This window comes from Streptomyces sp. A5-4 (genome assembly GCF_051131715.1).
GTDB lineage: Bacteria > Actinomycetota > Actinomycetes > Streptomycetales > Streptomycetaceae > Streptomyces.
In genome coordinates this window covers 4,471,724-4,488,200 of sequence record NZ_CP178591.1, presented here as the reverse complement: position 1 = coordinate 4,488,200, position 16,477 = coordinate 4,471,724, and the positions used below count along the sequence as shown (strand labels likewise).

Here is a 16,477-nt window from a genome sequence, read left to right as displayed (position 1 = left end):
CCGACTCCCGGCATTCCTGCCGCCCGGACCGGCCGACCGGTTCTGCGGCGCCCCCTCGGAGAGCCTGTGGAGAGCTTGTGTGGACCTCTTCCGGTCAGATCCGGCCGAAACACCACACACCGAGGCCGACGAAAACCACTCCGAACAGGGCCGCGAGCGTGAAGGAGGCCACAGGGCTCACTCCGTACGCGACCGGCGCACGATGCAGCGCACGCGCCCCCGTCCACCACAGCAGACCGGCCCCGAACAGGGCAAACGCCGTACCCGCGAAAATCGCCGGTCCGTTCTCCATCCCCGCACCCCTCACCGCTCAGCGCTTCTGTTTCCCGAACGGTGAGGCTGGCACTCCGGGACCACCGCCCGGCGTCAGGGGAGCGAACTGCCGGTGAACGGCGCAAGGGCGGCGCGAGGGGGCACGCGAGCGCACGGCAGTGGGGCAGGGGATCGGGAGTGGACGGACGGACGGGACCGACAGGCGGGGGTGCGGGAGCGGGCGGCGGCGGCGCGGGCCGGGACCGACAAGGTCGGCGCGCCGACCTGCGAAGGAGCCTGTCCCGCGCCCTGCCTCCTACGCTCCGTGCCCCAGCGGCCCCAAGGTGCTTCCCAGCGGTTCGAGGAAGCCCTGCTCGACCAGCAGCCTGATCGCTTCAGGCGTACGGTCGCGCAGCAGCACCGGGTCCTCGCCGAGGAGTTGGCCGATGGCGTCGAGGATGCGGCCGGCGCTCAGCGAGCCGTCCGAGACCCCCGCGAAGCCCGCGCCGACCGTGTCCACCTTCGTCGCGCGTCGCATGCCGCGGTTCTGACGCAGCACCACGTACTCCGGGTCCTCGGCGCCCGGCAGCCCGATCTGCTCCTGGACGACCTCGTCCGCGAGCTTGAAGTGGTCGGCGAGCAGGGCCGCGTCGTCGTGGGTGCGCAGATAGTCCTGGCGCTCGAAGTGGGCCCGCACGACCGGGCCGAGGGGCTGCTCGACGGGGTGCGGCCACTCCTCGATCGTGATTGACGGGACCTCGGCCCCGGACTTGCGCAGCGCGATCCAACCGAAGCCGACACCCTTGGTCTTGCGGGCCTCGAACTCGTCGAGCCAGGCCTCGTAGCGCGCCGCGTACTGGGCCGGGTCGGTGCGGTGGTCACCGCCGTCGCGCAGCCACAATTCGGCGTACTGCGTGATGTCCTGCACATCGCGCTGCACGATCCACGCGTCGCACCCGCGCGGCACCCAGGACCGCAGCCGCTCCTGCCAGTCCTCGCCCTCCACGTGCTGCCAGTTGGCGAGGAACTGCGCGTATCCCCCCTCGTTCAGCCGCTCCCCCGCCTGCTGAACGAGCGTGCGGCACAGATCGTCCCCGCCCATCCCGCCGTCGCGGTACGTCAGCCGGGCGCCCGGCGAGATCACGAAGGGCGGGTTGGACACGATCAGGTCGTACGTGTCCTCGCCCACCGGGTCGTACAGCGAGCCCTCCCGCAGATCGGCCCCGGGCGCCCCGGAGAGCGCCAGGGTGAGCCGGGTGAAGTGCAGGGCGCGCGGGTTCAGGTCGGTGGCGGTGACCCGGGTGGCGTGCTGCGCGGCGTGCAACGCCTGGATGCCGGATCCCGTGCCGAGGTCCAGGGCGCTGGAGACGGGTGTACGGACGGTGATTCCGGCGAGCGTGGTGGACGCGCCGCCGACCCCGAGGACCACGCCTTCGTCACGGGTCCCCGCGCCTCCGGCGCCGCCGACCGCGCGGCCGAGGTCGGAGACGATGAACCAGTCCTGGCCCTCGTCCCCGCCGTACGGCCGTACGTCCACGGTGGCCAGCACGCCGTCCCGCGCGCCGTCGGCCTCGCGCACCAGCCAGCCGTCGGCCAGGCACTGCTCCAGGGGCAGCGCGGCGCCGGCCAGGGCGGGCGGCACCGGCTGCTGGAGCAGGAAGAGCCTGACGAGCGTTTCGAGCGGGCTGTCACCCCGGGTGGCCCGCAGCGCGGGCACGGTCTCGCTGCGCGCCAGGGCGGCGTACGCGGGCGCGCCGAGCAGGTCGAGCAGCCCGTCGGCGGTGAAGGAGGCGGCGATGAGCGCCTCTCGGAGGCGGGCGGAGCTCTCGGGCGCGGGAAGGCTGGGCTTACTCACCCGCCCATTGTCACCGCTGGCGCCGACAAAAGCCGCGCGGCCCGGCACCCTCTCGGGGATACCGGGCCACGCGGCCACTTTGTGTGCGTGCCGTGAAGCACGCCGTGGCGCACGCCGTCGTGGCGGCCGGCGCACGCCGTCATGGCACGCGCCGTACGACTCCGCGGCTACGCCTTGGCGGGCTGCGAGGACGCGCCGGCCTTCCGGCAACCGGGCTGCTTCGACATCGCGGTGCCGACTTCGCCGGACTGGAGCTTCTGCAGTGCGTCGTCGCCACTCTTGCTGATCTTGTTCAGCTCGTCCGCGATGCCCTTGAGGCCGTCCGCGAACTTCGCCTGGTCCTTGGTGTCGAGCGCGTCGACCTTCTTCTTCAGACCGGCGTAGGACGCCGAGGAGGCGTTGAGCTCCTTGGCCGCCTCCTGCTGCGTCTTGTCGCCCCCGTCGACGGGCGGGGCGCCCGCCTTGTCCACGGCGCCGCCCATCGCCTTGTAGGCGTCCGAAATCTGCTGGAAGGCAGCGGAGTCCGTCTTCTGGACGTCCGCGGGCTTGCTGTTGTCCGCGGTCTGCTTCTGGATCGAGGTGTTCGCGTCCGAGATCTTCTTCAACTGGGGCTGCACCTGGTCGCAGACCGACTTCGCCCAGTCGTTCACCTTGTCGTCACTGTCGTCACTGCTGCAGCCGGACAGTGCCATTGTCAGTACCGCACCGCCGGACAGCGCGGCCGCAAGCTTCTTGTTCACCGGATGGGTCCCTTCCAAGGCTCTCGGCCCCGGAACATACACGCCGAACGGGCTACAACCGCATGCCGTACGTCCGTTTCATCATGTATTGAAGCCATTTGCACCAAGGGAGAGACAACTCACGACGCCACTCGGCGGCCACCGTCGGCGCGGAAGTGGGCGGGCGCCGCGCCAAAGCGCGCCGCCCGCCCACTTTTTGAGCAGGTGTTACCGGTGTGGTCGCCGGTGTTACGAGACCGCCCTGGAGGAAGCCACCGGGGGGTCCGCGGGCTTGGGCACCCGCCCCGGTCCGCTGCCGGAGTTGTCGTCGTCACCCACGGCGATTCCGCGCCGCTTGGAGATGTACACCGCACCGACGATGACGACGATGGCGACGGTCGCCACCAGCGCCCGCAGCACGGCGCTGGCGTCGTCGCCGTAACTGAATTGGACGACCGCGGGGGCGATGAGCAGCGCCACCAGGTTCATCACCTTCAGCAGCGGGTTGATCGCCGGACCCGCGGTGTCCTTGAACGGGTCGCCGACCGTGTCGCCGATGACGGTCGCGGCGTGGGCGTCGCTGCCCTTGCCGCCGTGATGACCGTCCTCGACGAGTTTCTTCGCGTTGTCCCACGCGCCGCCCGAGTTGGCGAGGAAGACGGCCATCAGCGTGCCGGTGCCGATGGCGCCCGCGAGGAACGAACCGAGCGCGCCGACGCCGAGCGAGAAACCGACCGCGATCGGCGTCAGCACGGCGAGCAGACCCGGTGTGGTCAGCTCGCGCAGCGCGTCCTTGGTGCAGATGTCGACGACGCGGCCGTACTCGGGTTTCTCCGTGTAGTCCATGATCCCGGGGTGCTCGCGGAACTGCCGCCGCACCTCGTAGACCACCGCGCCCGCCGACCGGGACACCGCGCTGATCGCCAGCCCCGAGAAGAGGAAGACGACCGCGGCGCCCAGCATCAGCCCGACGAGGTTGTTGGGCTGCGAGATGTCCATCTGCAGGCCCAGCTCGCCGGCTCTGGCGCCGACCTCGTCGCGCGCCGTCGCGATGGCGTCCTTGTATGAGCCGAAGAGCGCCGCCGCCGCCAGCACGGCGGTGGCGATGGCGATGCCCTTGGTGATGGCCTTGGTCGTGTTGCCGACGGCGTCCAGGTCGGTGAGCACCTGCGCGCCCGCGCCCTGCACGTCCCCGGACATCTCCGCGATGCCCTGGGCGTTGTCGGACACCGGGCCGAAGGTGTCCATGGCGACGATGACACCGACGGTGGTGAGCAGCCCGGTGCCGGCCAGGGCCACCGCGAAGAGGGCGAGCATGACCGACGTCCCGCCGAGCAGGAACGCCCCGTACACGCCCAGGCCGATCAACAGCGCGGTGTAAACAGCGGATTCCAGGCCGATGGCGACCCCGGCGAGTACGACGGTGGCCGGGCCGGTGAGCGACGATTTGCCGATGTCCCGGACGGGCCGCCGGGTTGTCTCGGTGAAGTACCCGGTGAGCTGCTGGATCAGCGCGGCCAGCACGATGCCGATGGCGACGGCGACGAGTGCGAACACCCGTGGATCACCGCTGTGCGCCTGGACGACGGCGTCGGTGACGCCGTCCAGTTCGGCGTACGAGGACGGCAGGTAGACGAAGACGGCCACCGCCACCAGGACCAGGGAGACCGCCGCGGAGATGAAGAATCCGCGGTTGATCGCGGTCATGCCGCTGCGGTCGCTGCGCCGCGGGGCGACCGCGAAGATGCCGATCATCGCGGTGAGCACGCCGATCGCCGGGACGATCAGCGGGAACGCCAGACCGGCGTCGCCGAAGGCCACCTTGCCCAGGATGAGCGCGGCGACGAGCGTCACCGCGTACGACTCGAACAGGTCGGCCGCCATGCCCGCGCAGTCGCCGACGTTGTCGCCCACATTGTCGGCGATGGTCGCGGCATTGCGCGGATCATCCTCCGGAATGCCCTGTTCGACCTTGCCGACCAGGTCGGCGCCGACGTCGGCGGCCTTGGTGAAGATGCCGCCGCCGACCCTCATGAACATCGCGATGAGTGCGGCGCCGAGCCCGAAGCCCTCCAGCACCTTGGGCGCGTCGGCCGCGTAGACGAGGACCACGCAGGAGGCACCGAGCAGGCCGAGGCCCACCGTGAACATGCCGACCACGCCGCCCGTACGAAAAGCGATCTTCATCGCTTTGTGCGAAACCGCCGTCAGATCCTTTTCCGGCTCGCCCTCCGCCGGAGTGGCTTCACGCGCGGCGGCTGCCACACGCACATTGCTTCGTACGGCGAGACGCATTCCGATGTAACCGGTCGCCGCCGAGAAACCGGCACCGACCAGGAAGAACACCGAACGTCCGGCACGCTGCGACCAGTTGTCGGCCGGGAGCAGCAAGAGCAGAAAGAACACCGCGACGGCGAAAATGCCGAGGGTGCGCAACTGCCGGGCAAGATAGGCATTCGCGCCCTCCTGCACGGCTGCCGCGATTTCCTTCATCTTGTCGGTGCCCTCGCCGGCCGCCAGCACCTGGCGTGTCAGCACCTGGGCCACGACCAGTGCCGTCAGTGCCACCACGGCGATGACGATCACGATGATCCGGTTCCCGTCGGTCAGCACCGCTGCCGCGAGAGTTGAGGGGTGATCTAGCTGATGTGAGGTGAAGAGCCCCGCCATTCGTCCTCCTTGACGCTCAGAGCTCAAGATGTGGACGGATTGTAGGTAGCGGAACCTGATCAAAACAGGGTGCCGCAATCCGAATTGACCTTCGGTTGCTCATCAGCAAATGATCGTCTTCCCGAAAACCCTCCGAAGACGGTAACGGGGCCAACGCATTCATGATTCCGGAATGATCTACCTGCGAAGATCCAAAAAGAGGGGCGAAGATCCAGAAAAAGAAAAAAGGCCCTGCTCAGCAGGGCCTCACGGAAGAGAATAACGGAATTGATCAAGCGTGGCGGAGAGGCGAGATCAGGGAAGTACGATCGCCGGTGTCTTCGGCCACGTCATGCGGATGACACCACCGGACTCGTCCGAGGTGACCTCCACATCGTCGACAAGTCCACTGATGACCGCCAACCCCATCTCGTCCTCACCGTCGGATTCGACGTCGGAACCGACGCCGGAACCCTCCGGACCGGCAGCGCCGCCCGCCCCGGGAACATCCCCGGAAGCAGCAGCGCCGCCCGAAGCGGGCACCTCGTCCCCGACCTCGATGGAGAACGCCTTCTCCTCCTCGGTCAGCACGACCCGGACCGGAGCCGAGATGCCATTACTGCGATGGAGTCCCACCGCACGGGAGCACGCTTCGCCGACCGCGAGGCGGACTTCGTCCAGCACCGCCTCATCCACCCCGGCCCTGCGCGCCACAGCAGCCGCCACAAGACGTGCCGTCCTGACGTGCTCGGGCTGGGCGCTGAAGCGGAGTTCAACGGTGGCCATGCGATCCCCCTCGGACGTACGAGCGTGCTTCGCAAGGGCCCGGGCCATCAGCCCGGTACCCCTGCCTTTTCTTCCGGGTCCTGCCGGAAACCGTCAGTCTGTAGCTGCGACGGCTTCGTCGACCGAGGTGTGGATGGGGAACACCTTGGTCAGACCGGTGATTCGGAAGATCTTCAAAATGCGCTCCTGGTTGCAGACCAGGCGCAGCGAGCCCTCATGGGCACGCACTCGCTTCAAGCCACCCACGAGCACGCCGAGCCCGGTGGAGTCGAGGAAGTCCACGCCCTCCATGTCGACAACCAGGTGATAACTGCCGTCGTTCACCAACTCGACCAACTGCTCGCGCAGCTTGGGCGCGGTATACACATCAATCTCGCCACCGACCTCGACGACCGTACGGTCGCCACCAGGTCCGGAAACATTGCGAGTCGACAGGGACAGGTCCACGGATCCTCCAGCACCTTGCTATCGAGCGGCCGCCCCCCTGAGGTCTCCCCGGCGGAGCCAGAGGACGGAACGCCAGCCGCGATGGCATTCAATCACTTACCAGCAGGCATGTACGACGCCTTGGGACCATTGTCCTTCATGCCGGTGACACACTCGATGCCGATGGCCAAGAAACACCACCCCAGTCGACCGCCGGAGAGCACGGGCCCGCGCCCCTCCCCCCGTACGGTCCTCGACCGGCTCGCCGCAGGCGGGAGCCGGGACACGCGCATCACTCATACGGAGCACTTGCCCCCGAGAGCGGGTCGTCATGCAGTCTGGCCCGACCGCATCCGTGCGGAAGTTGTCGCGGCCATCCAGTCCGCCGGGATCGAACATCCCTGGACACACCAGGCGGACGCCGCCGAGCACGCCCTGGACGGCGAATCCGTCGTCATCGCCACCGGGACCGCGTCGGGCAAGTCCCTGGCCTACCTCGCCCCCGTCCTGTCCGCCCTCCTCGACGGCTCCGAGGCCCCCAACGGGCGCGGCACCACCGCCCTGTACCTCGCCCCGACCAAAGCCCTCGCCGCGGACCAGCGCCGCGCCGTGAAGGCCCTCGCGACCCCCCTCGGCAAAGCCGTACGCCCCGCGGTCTACGACGGCGACACCCCCGTCGAAGAGCGCGAATGGGTACGTCAGTACGCCAACTACGTCCTGACCAACCCGGACATGCTGCACCGCGGGATACTCCCCTCCCACCCCCGCTGGGCCTCCTTCCTGCGCGCCCTGCGCTTCGTCGTCATCGACGAGTGCCACACCTACCGCGGCGTCTTCGGCTCGCACGTCGCCCAGGTCCTGCGCCGGCTGCGCCGCCTGTGCGCCCGCTACGGCGCGAATCCCGTCTTCCTCCTCGCCTCCGCCACCTCCGCGGAACCCGCCGTCGCCGCGGGCCGGCTCACCGGCCTCCCCGTCCAAGAGGTCTCCGACGACGCCTCCCCGAGGGGCGAGCTGGTCTTCGCCCTCTGGGAACCGCCACTCACCGAACTGCACGGCGAGAAGGGCGCGCCGGTACGACGTACCGCCACGGCAGAGACCGCGGACCTGCTCACCGACCTGACCGTGCAGGGCGTGCGATCCGTGGCTTTCGTACGCTCCCGGCGCGGCGCCGAGCTCGTCGCCCTCATCGCCCAGGAACGCCTGGCCGCGGTGGACCGCTCGCTCCCGGGACGCGTCGCCGCCTACCGCGGCGGCTACCTCCCCGAGGAGCGCCGCGCCCTGGAACGCGCCCTGCACTCCGGCCAGCTCCTCGGCCTCGCCGCGACCACCGCCCTCGAACTCGGCATCGACGTCTCGGGCCTGGACGCCGTGATCATCGCCGGATACCCCGGCACCCGCGCCTCGCTCTGGCAGCAGGCGGGGCGGGCCGGGCGCTCGGGCGAGGGCGCCCTGGCGATCCTCGTCGCCCGCGACGACCCCCTGGACACCTACCTCGTCCACCACCCCGAGGCGCTGTTCCGGCAGCCGGTGGAATCCACCGTCCTCGACCCGGACAACCCCTACGTCCTCGCCCCCCACCTGTGCGCCGCCGCCTCCGAGCTCCCGCTCACCGAAGCCGACCTGGACCTCTTCGGCCCGGCCACCGCCGAGCTCATGCCGCAGCTGGAGGCCGCCGCCCTGCTGCGCCGCCGCGGCAAGTCCTGGTACTGGACCCGCCGCGAACGGGCCGTCGACCTCACAGACATCCGGGGCGAGAGCGGCCGTCCCGTCCAGATCGTCGAGGCGGAGACCGGCCGGCTGCTGGGCACGGTCGACGCGTCCGCCGCGCACACCTCCGTCCACGACGGCGCCGTCCATCTCCACCAGGGCCGCACCTACCTGGTGAAGCACCTGGACCTGGACGACCCCCACGGCGCCGTCGCCCTGGTCGAGGAGGCCAACCCGCCGTACTCCACGACCGCACGAGACACCACCGCCATCGCCGTCCTGGAGACCGAAACCGAAATCCCCTGGGGAGCGGGACGGCTCTGCTACGGCTCCGTCGAAGTCACCAACCAGGTCGTCTCCTTCCTGCGCCGCAAACTCATCACCGGCGAAGTGCTCGGTGAGACCAAGCTCGACCTCCCTCCCCGCACCCTGCGCACCCGTGCGGTGTGGTGGACCGTCACCCAGGACCAGCTCGACGCCGCCCGCGTCAACCCGGAGCACCTGGGCGGAGCACTGCACGCCGCCGAACACGCCTCCATCGGGATGCTCCCCCTCTTCGCCACCTGCGACCGCTGGGACATCGGCGGCGTCTCCGTCCCGCTCCACCCGGACACCCTGCTGCCGACGGTCTTCGTGTACGACGGCCACCCCGGCGGCGCGGGCTTCGCCGAGCGGGCCTTCCACACCGCCCGCGAGTGGCTGACCGCCACCCGCGAAGCGATCGCCTCCTGCGAGTGCGAGGCGGGCTGCCCCTCCTGCATCCAGTCCCCGAAATGCGGCAACGGCAACGACCCCCTGAACAAGCGCGCCGCGGTCCGCCTGCTCACCACCCTCATCGCCGATGCACCCGGCGCCCCGGAGGTGCCAGAGGTGCCAGAGGTGCCGGGCGCCGTGGCTGCGCCCGTGGGGCGGGCCCCGGCGGGCGGGCCGGGTGCACTGGATGGATCGGGGGAGCCAGGAGCGCCGGGTTCCTCGGAGGTGCCGGGAGCGCCGGGAGCGTCAGAGGTGCCGGACGTGCGGGGCGCCGTGGCTGCGCCCTCGGGGCGGGGTCCGGCGAAGGGGCCGGATGCCTCGGTAGGGCGGGTAACTCCGGAGACGCGGGACTCGGCGGGGCCTCCGGAGGGCTCTGAGGAGCGGGACCCGGCGGGAACGCCGGACGCGCGGGGCCCGGCCGGCGTTCCGAAGCGACGGCGGGGTGCCGGGGCCCCGTCGGAGCCACTGCAGGCCCCTGAGGCGCCTCCGGAGTGAGGTCGGCAGCCACGGGGCCCGCAGGGCCCGCGCGGGCCCTGACCGCCACGCTGTACGGCCCCACGCCCACCTCCGCCGTCACGTCGGAGATCTCCCCACGCACCACACAGCGCACCAGACGGGCTTCCTGAGCGGCTGCCACGCCCGCCGCCTCGCCGCAGGCCGCGGTCTGCCCGTGTATCCACTGCCCGGCCGCCGCCAGGGCCGCCAGGTCCGCGGCGCCGCCCGCCCGGTGACGGGCCAGCGTCGCCTGCCCCACGGCCAGCACCCCCGCGAAGACCACACCGAGCACGGCGACGGCCACAACCGCCCACACCGTGGCCGACCCCCGATCACCCCCATCCCGTATCCGGCTGCCGCCCCCGGCGCCCCCTTGCCCAGCGGGCCCCGGCCCAGCGCCGTCGACCACATCCCCGCCCGTCGCCCCGCACCTCCCACCGTCCCCTCGGGGGCTCCTCACGCCGCCACCCCCACGGTCTCCTCGGCCAGCGCGACCGCTTCCGCACGCAGCCTCAGCGACAGCCCGCCGAGGCCCGGTGCGGGTGCTTCCACCGCCACCCGCACCTGATCGCCCTCCCTGTCGATCGTGACGACCGCCCCGCGCGGCGCCGCCTGCCTGGCCGCCGCCACCGACGCGCCCTGCGGCTCCTGCCGGGCGACCGCCCGCGCCCCGGCCCTCGCCGCGTCCACGCACTGGATCTGCGCCGAAGTCGCCATCAGCGCCCAGACGAGCGCCATGGTGAACAGCACCAGCGTCGGCACCACCACGGCCGCCTCGGCCGTCACATAGCCAGCGTCAGCCCGCGCGTGCCCTTTCCAGCCGGCCTTGTCCGCCCATGCGCCCCCGTCCCGGCAGGGCCTCGGCTCGGTCTCAGAACGGCACATTGAGCGCCCTCCCGACCACCGACTCCAGGGCCGCCTTCACCACATCGCTCGTGACGACTTTGTAGAGCACCGCCGCGAAGGCACAGGCCGCGATCGTTATCTTGGGTAACTGATCTTGTTCTGTGATGTGAGGCAAGTGGAGTTATTCCTACTTGCCTTCACAGTATCCAAGGGGTTCAAGGCACATTGATCTCATCCACCTCTCCAGGCCGGCGCTACCGTTCAGAACGTGCGGTCTCTGCGGACGGCACCACGTCCAGGGTCGTCGTCAATGAGTCCTTCGAGTTGCATAGCGAGGCGTGCGCGTACTTGGTCGGGCTTCGGGGTGCTGGCCGTTCGTTCAACACCGAGCGGACGTATGCGGGCCGTATCGCCCTGTATCTGACGTACTGCGCGGACCACGGCGTCGACTGGACGCGGCCGAGCCTGCCTCAACTCCTGGCCATGATGCGGTGGCTGGTCGATGAGCCGTTGCCTCCGAAGGGCCGCAGGGTGGCAACGGAGGCCCGCTACCGTGAGGAGAGAACGGCCAACGCGATCATGGGGACTGTCGGCGAGCTGCTGACCTGGTGCTCCTTGCAGGGCTGGGTGCCCGTGACGGTCGTCAGTCAGCTGATCCAGCCGAAGTACCTCCACTACACGCCTCCCGGCTTCGATGCGGGCGAGGACGGCCAGAACCGGAACGTGAAGGGCCGGAGGATCAAGTTCCGGGTGGCGGTGCCGGGTTACGAGTGGCTGTCGGACGACGAGATCCATCGCTTGATCGGCTTCACCACGCATGCCCGTGACCGGTTCCTCGTCTCGCTGCTGGCGGTCACCGGGATGCGGATCGGCGAGGCGCTGGGGCTGCGGCGGGAGGACATGCACTTCCTGCCCGACTCCACCTCGCTGGGGTGCCGGGTCGAGGGGCCGCACGTGCACGTACGGCGGCGGCGCAACAGCAACGACGCCTACGCCAAGTCCCCGGAGCCGCGCTGGATTCCGGTCGAGGCCGACACCGTCGGGGCGTACGCGGAGTACCGGTACGAGCGGGACGAGGTGGCTGAGGCCGTCGCCTGCGACATGGTGTTCGTCAATCTTTTCCGCGCCCCGCTGGGCGAGCCGATGAAGTACCCGAGCACATACGAGCTGTTCAAGCGGCTTGCCGAACGCGCCGGATTCCGGGCCCGTCCGCACATGCTGCGGCACTCCGCGATCACGCGCTGGGTGCGCTCGGGAGTGGCACGGGATGTGTGCCAGGACATGGCCGGTCACGTCTCGCCGTCCTCGATGGACCCGTACACCCACACCACGGACCAGGACAAGCGCGATGCCGTCGAATTGGTGGCAGCCAAGCGGAAGGAAGCCCGCCAGTGACGGCGATGGGCAAGGTCGTACCCCTGCGCCAGCCCCGCCCCGCCTCTCCGGAGGCCGCCGGGGCCGGGATGGGGCCCGAGGTGCTCCGGGGGTGGACGGCGTGGCTGGCCGGGCAGATCGACTCTGCCTGGCGGCCGAAGGAGTGGGACGGCCTCGCGGGGCTGTTCACCGGGGACGTCGATAATCCGGGCACGGTGGTCTACCGGTGCGGGACGGCGGCCTGCGCGAGCATGGCCCGGACCCGTGGCCTGTGCACCACGTGTGAGAAGGCGCTGAAGGCCAGCCCACTGGGGGTGAAGGAGTTCAAGGCGGTCTTCGTTCCGGAGCGCAACCGGGTGATCGCCGGGCAACTGGCCCGGTGCGCTGTTGGCGAATGCCCGCGGGAGTCGGTTCTGTGGGGGCTGTGCAATGCGCATTCCTCGCTCCGCCGCGAGGACATGCTGCGTACGCCCGGCACCGAGCTGGGCGTGTGGGTCGCCCGCCAGAAGCCGTACGGTCCGGCTCCGGCGTGCTCGGTGGGCGGCTGTCGCTACGACGCGCGGGCGACCCGCGGGCTGTGCTCCTTGCACACCCGACGCTGGAACAAGCACCTGGCCGGCCTGCCTCGGGCGGTACCCGGACCGGCGGTGGACTCCGCGTGGCTGGAACGGCAGGCCCCGTTCCTGAACTTCCACCAGTTCTCGCTCGCGCCCTTGCATCCGGTGGCGCGTCTGGAGATGCTCTACGCGCTCCAGCAGCGCGACGGGCGGGGCCAGAAGATCGACCCGTTGGCCGTGCGTCAGGCGGTCGCCCACCTGGCGGACGCGGTGGAGTGCCTCGCGACCGCGTCCGGCGGCCGGCTGCCGCGCAAGACCCAGGCGAACGTGGACGCGCTGGTGCGTGAGAGCCACCGCATCGTCACCGGCGCGTTCGACCGGTTTCAGGGCGTCGACCCGGCGACGCGGCCGGTGCTAGACCTGTCCGAACTGGGGGTGCGGGCCGTGCGGGGCGGGCGGACGTACCGGCCCGGTGATGTGGACGTGTCCGCGCTGCGGCAGCCCTGGCTGCGGAACATCCTGGTGTCCTGGATCAGCGAGACGAAGCCGACAACGGCGGAAGTGCGCCGGGGCAACCGGGCCTGCCAGGCCGCCGCCCGGGCGCTGGACATGCAGCCCGGCGGCGGCCGGGATCCCGCCGCGTTGTCGTTCGCGGACATGAACGCCGTGGTCGACACCTTCCGCCACCTGTTCAAGCTGGACGGCACCGGCCCCATGTCGTCCACGGCCCAGAGCGGCCTGCTGTCCTGCTTCTTCAAGGTCCTCGACTACAGCCGGGCCGCCGGCCACCTGGACGGCATGTCCGCCGGCTTCGCCCGGCACAGCAGCCATGTCATCAAGCGCGAGGAAACCGCTGAGGACGAGGCGGGCCGGGCCCTGCCCGAGTCGGTCATCGCCCAACTCGACTCGCACACACACCTGTTGGGTGAGGGCATCACCTACGGCAGGATGACCGCCGCCCAGATCAACGCCATGGCCACCACCGTCTACGAACTGCTGCGGGACACCGGCCGCCGCCCGTATGAGATCGCCCAGCTGCGGACCACGTGCCTGGAGTACGAGGACGGAGACTGGTCGCTGATCTGGGACAACCGCAAGGGCCGTCGCAACGGCCGCAGACTGCCCATCACCGCCGAGAGTGCCCAGGGCGTCAAGGCATGGCTCACGGTGCGCGAATCGCTCGATCTGCCCACCGGCAGTGCCGCGTTCCTCTTCCCCCCGACCGGGGAGAACGGGATCGTCCGCCACCTGGTGTCCGAGCAGGTGGCGGGCTTCATCCGGTCCTGGGCCGACCGTGTCCCGGTCGTCCTGGCCGAGGAGCTGGGCCCGGACGGGGAGCGACTGCCCTTCGACCGGTCGCTGATCTTCCCGTACGCGCTGCGGCATTCCTTCTGCCAGCGGCACGCGGACGCCGGGATCCCGCCTGATGTGCTGCGGGATTTGATGGATCATCGGTCGATGGCGACGACGCAGGGCTATTACAAGGTCTCGCTCAAGCGGAAGCGGGCGGCGGTCAATGTGATGCGCTTGCACACCGTGGACCGGGTCGGGCGGGCCGCCCCGATGGCCTCGGCCACGGCCTATCAGGCGCGGTCGGTGGGGACGCCGTTCGGCAACTGCACGGAGCCCTCCAACGTGAAGGCCGGCGGCAAGGCCTGCCCGATCCGCTTCCAGTGCGCCGCCTGCCCCTCCTACCGCCCCGACCCGTCCTATCTGCCCGCCATCGAGGACCACGTCCGCACGTTGAAGGCCGACCGCGAGATGGCGGTGATGATGGACGTGGATCCCTTCGTGGTCCGTAACCTTGATGACCAGATCGGTTCCTTCCAGGGGGTCGTGGCCACGATGCGGTCACTGATGGAGGCGATGGGAGTGGACGAGCGGGGCGAGATCGAGGAGGCCGCCGCCGTCCTGCGCAAGGTGCGGGCTGTGGCGGGCACGGGGTCCGTCTCGCTGCCCATGCCCGTCTTCCCGGCCGCCCGCGATGGGGAGAGCGCGTGACGCCGGCCAAGCGCACGCCCGGCGACGTACTGCGCGAGTCCCGCAAGAAGGACAGTGCCGCCAAACGCGCCAAAGTCCTCAGCACCCTGGACGCGATGCGGGCCCGCGGCGAGACGGTCACCTTCCTCGGCGTCGCCCGCACCGCCGGGGTCTCCAACTGGCTGGTGTACTCCGCGGGCATGCGCGAGCACATCGAGGCCGCCATCGCGGGCCAGTCCAAGACCGGGCGCCGCACCCGGCAGGCCGGGGGGCAGGCGTCTTCGGCGAGCCTGGCCACCGACCTCGAACTGCTTCGAGCCGACAACAAGGCCCTGCGCGAGGAACGTGACCGCCTGAAGAAGGCAGTGCAGCGCGGTCTGGGCGCGCAACTGGACCAGGCGGGCACCAAGGAGCTGACCGAACGCGTGGGCGAGCTCCTGACCGCGGTGGAACAGCTCGTGGCCGAGCGCGACGAGGCACGCGGCGAACGGGACGCCCTGCGACGCCAGCTCACCGAGTCCGAGGACGACCTGGTGGCCGCCCGCGAGGCGGGCAAGCGGCTCCTGCGGCAGGTCAACCGCCCGACATGAGACGGCGGCCGGCACCGGGATGAACCCGGTGCCGGCCGCCGCAGCGGGTCATGCGGTCCTACCTTGTTCGTGGGTTGGACGGGCCGTCGTAAGGTCCAGAGACCCAGAGACGCCGGGTATGGCTTTCATGCGGTTGCCCTTGATGGTTCTAGCCACCTGGCCGCCCGGCGTCTCACGACGACTCGGCCGCTGATTAGGAGCTGCGAACGCTTTCGAGCGGATCGCTGAGTAGGACCACGCCGGCGAGGTCGTTCGGGGGAACAGCGCACCATCCAACGACCGGAGGAACTGGTGGCCCAGATCTGGGCGGGTACGGATATCGGCAAGACCCATCACCACTGCGTGGTCCTGGACGCCGAAGGCAAGCGACTGCTGTCGCGCCGTGTGCTGAACGACGAGCCGGAGTTGCTGGCCCTGCTCGCCGACGTGCTGGCCCTCGACGAGGACGTGGTCTGGGCGGTCGACGTCGCCGACGGCATGGCCGCCTTGTGGATCAGTGTGCTGCTCAATCACAACCAGCACCTCGTCTACATACCCGGCCTCGCGGTCAACCGGGCCTCGGCCGGCTACCGGGGCATGGGCAAGACCGACGCCAAAGACGCCACCGTCATCGCCGACCAGGCCCGGATGCGCCGGGACCTGACCGTCCTGCGGCCGGATGATGAGCGCGCCATCGAGCTGCGGGTCCTCACCAACCGCCGGGCCGACCTGAATGCCGACCGCACTCGCCGGATCAACCGGCTTCGCGGCCAACTCACCAGCATCTTCCCGGCCTTGGAGCGAGCCCTTGACCTGGGCAACGTCGGACCGCTGATCCTGCTGACCGGCTACCAGACCCCGGCCGCCCTGCGTAGGACTGGCGGGAAACGGCTGGTGACCTGGCTGCGTAATCGCAGCGTGCGAAGTCCCGAAGCCCTGGCCGAGGCCGCGCTGGAGGCCGCCGAGCGCCAGCACACCGCCGTTCCCGGGGAGAAGGTCACCGCGCAGGTGATCCACACCCTGGCCAGGGAGGTGATGGGCCTCAACGAGCAGATCACCGAGATCGACAAGCTCATTGCGGCCCGGTTTCGCGACCACGAGCTCGCCGAGGTGATCTCCAGCATGCCCGGTATCGGCCCCCTGCTGGGCGCCGAGTTCCTCGCGGCCACCGCCGGGGATATGAGTCGATACGGCACGGCCGACCGCCTGGCCAGCCTCGCCGGCGTCGCACCCGTCCCCCGGGATTCCGGCAACATCAGTGGCAACCTGCACCGCCCCAGGCGCTACCACCGCGGGCTGCAACGGGTCTTCTACACCTCCGCGCTGATCAGCATCCGCAACTGCGACCAGTCGCGCCGCTTCTACGAACGCAAACGCGCCGAAGGCAAGCGGCACACCCAGGCCGTCCTGGCCCTGGCCCGCCGACGCGTGAACGTTCTGTGGGCCCTCATTCGTGACGGAAAGTGCTACCAAAGCAACCTCTCCGTCACGGCCGCGGCTTGACAACAT

General features: G+C 70.2%; 12 protein-coding genes and 2 pseudogenes. 5 read left to right on the top strand and 9 right to left on the bottom strand.

Features of this window, described 5'->3' with window-relative positions; translation table 11 throughout:
• Positions 1-94: 94 nt before the first annotated feature.
• From ACLLJJ_RS20735 to bldG, 6 genes are all read right to left on the bottom strand, one after another.
• Positions 95-292 (bottom strand): hypothetical protein, encoded by a 198-nt coding sequence (locus tag ACLLJJ_RS20735; protein WP_434593689.1) that lies wholly within the window; start codon positions 290-292, stop codon positions 95-97.
• Between the two features lie 276 nt (positions 293-568).
• The gene (locus tag ACLLJJ_RS20730) at positions 569-2,107 is read right to left on the bottom strand and encodes a DUF7059 domain-containing protein (protein WP_434593686.1); all 1,539 of its coding nucleotides are present in this window, start codon (positions 2,105-2,107) and stop codon (positions 569-571) included.
• Positions 2,108-2,274: 167 nt separating this feature from the next.
• Positions 2,275-2,847 (bottom strand): small secreted protein, encoded by a 573-nt coding sequence (locus ACLLJJ_RS20725; protein ID WP_434593683.1) that lies wholly within the window; start codon positions 2,845-2,847, stop codon positions 2,275-2,277.
• Between the two features lie 228 nt (positions 2,848-3,075).
• Complete coding sequence (locus ACLLJJ_RS20720; RefSeq protein ID WP_434593680.1) at positions 3,076-5,496, bottom strand: sodium-translocating pyrophosphatase; 2,421 nt, start codon at positions 5,494-5,496, stop codon at positions 3,076-3,078.
• Between the two features lie 294 nt (positions 5,497-5,790).
• Positions 5,791-6,261, bottom strand: coding sequence for an ATP-binding protein (locus ACLLJJ_RS20715; protein WP_434593678.1), 471 nt, complete (start codon positions 6,259-6,261; stop codon positions 5,791-5,793).
• A gap of 93 nt (positions 6,262-6,354) precedes the next feature.
• The gene (gene bldG, locus ACLLJJ_RS20710) at positions 6,355-6,708 is read right to left on the bottom strand and encodes an anti-sigma factor antagonist BldG (protein ID WP_093799810.1); all 354 of its coding nucleotides are present in this window, start codon (positions 6,706-6,708) and stop codon (positions 6,355-6,357) included.
• A 156-nt stretch (positions 6,709-6,864) separates the two neighbouring features.
• Between bldG and ACLLJJ_RS20705 the strand changes: the two genes are divergently transcribed.
• Complete coding sequence (locus tag ACLLJJ_RS20705) at positions 6,865-9,642, top strand: DEAD/DEAH box helicase (protein WP_434600472.1); 2,778 nt, start codon at positions 6,865-6,867, stop codon at positions 9,640-9,642.
• Between the two features lie 82 nt (positions 9,643-9,724).
• On the opposite strand, the pseudogene ACLLJJ_RS20700 reads toward ACLLJJ_RS20705, so the two are convergent.
• The 3 genes and pseudogenes from ACLLJJ_RS20700 to ACLLJJ_RS20690 all read right to left on the bottom strand — a co-directional run.
• A pseudogene (locus tag ACLLJJ_RS20700) lies at positions 9,725-9,925 on the bottom strand (Rv3654c family TadE-like protein); the annotation flags it as partial.
• A 173-nt stretch (positions 9,926-10,098) separates the two neighbouring features.
• Positions 10,099-10,428 (bottom strand): TadE family type IV pilus minor pilin, encoded by a 330-nt coding sequence (locus ACLLJJ_RS20695; protein WP_434593675.1) that lies wholly within the window; start codon positions 10,426-10,428, stop codon positions 10,099-10,101.
• Positions 10,429-10,513: 85 nt separating this feature from the next.
• Positions 10,514-10,624, bottom strand: a pseudogene (locus tag ACLLJJ_RS20690) (DUF4244 domain-containing protein); the annotation flags it as partial.
• Positions 10,625-10,812: 188 nt separating this feature from the next.
• Here ACLLJJ_RS20690 and ACLLJJ_RS20685 point away from each other — a divergent pair.
• The 4 genes from ACLLJJ_RS20685 to ACLLJJ_RS20670 all read left to right on the top strand — a co-directional run bounded on the left by ACLLJJ_RS20685 (position 10,813) and on the right by ACLLJJ_RS20670 (position 16,471).
• Positions 10,813-11,883, top strand: coding sequence for a tyrosine-type recombinase/integrase (locus ACLLJJ_RS20685; protein ID WP_434593672.1), 1,071 nt, complete (start codon positions 10,813-10,815; stop codon positions 11,881-11,883).
• Positions 11,884-11,888: 5 nt separating this feature from the next.
• The gene (locus ACLLJJ_RS20680; RefSeq protein WP_434600471.1) at positions 11,889-14,420 is read left to right on the top strand and encodes a tyrosine-type recombinase/integrase; all 2,532 of its coding nucleotides are present in this window, start codon (positions 11,889-11,891) and stop codon (positions 14,418-14,420) included.
• Positions 14,417-14,989 carry a DUF6262 family protein gene (locus ACLLJJ_RS20675; RefSeq protein WP_434593669.1) on the top strand — a complete coding sequence of 191 codons (573 nt, stop codon included), beginning with the start codon at positions 14,417-14,419 and terminating at the stop codon, positions 14,987-14,989. The genes ACLLJJ_RS20680 and ACLLJJ_RS20675 overlap by 4 nt, the downstream gene beginning before the upstream one ends.
• A 291-nt stretch (positions 14,990-15,280) precedes the next feature.
• Positions 15,281-16,471 (top strand): IS110 family transposase, encoded by a 1,191-nt coding sequence (locus tag ACLLJJ_RS20670; RefSeq protein WP_434593667.1) that lies wholly within the window; start codon positions 15,281-15,283, stop codon positions 16,469-16,471.
• Positions 16,472-16,477: the final 6 nt, after the last annotated feature.

Coding starts and splice junctions, on each gene's coding strand:
- ACLLJJ_RS20715 (WP_434593678.1), bottom strand. CDS start 6,261: ATGGCCACCGTTGAACTCCGCTTCAGCGCCCAGCCCGAGCACGTCAGG.
- ACLLJJ_RS20735 (WP_434593689.1), bottom strand. CDS start 292: ATGGAGAACGGACCGGCGATTTTCGCGGGTACGGCGTTTGCCCTGTTC.
- ACLLJJ_RS20680 (WP_434600471.1), top strand. CDS start 11,889: ATGGGCAAGGTCGTACCCCTGCGCCAGCCCCGCCCCGCCTCTCCGGAG.
- ACLLJJ_RS20705 (WP_434600472.1), top strand. CDS start 6,865: ATGCCGATGGCCAAGAAACACCACCCCAGTCGACCGCCGGAGAGCACG.
- ACLLJJ_RS20720 (WP_434593680.1), bottom strand. CDS start 5,496: ATGGCGGGGCTCTTCACCTCACATCAGCTAGATCACCCCTCAACTCTC.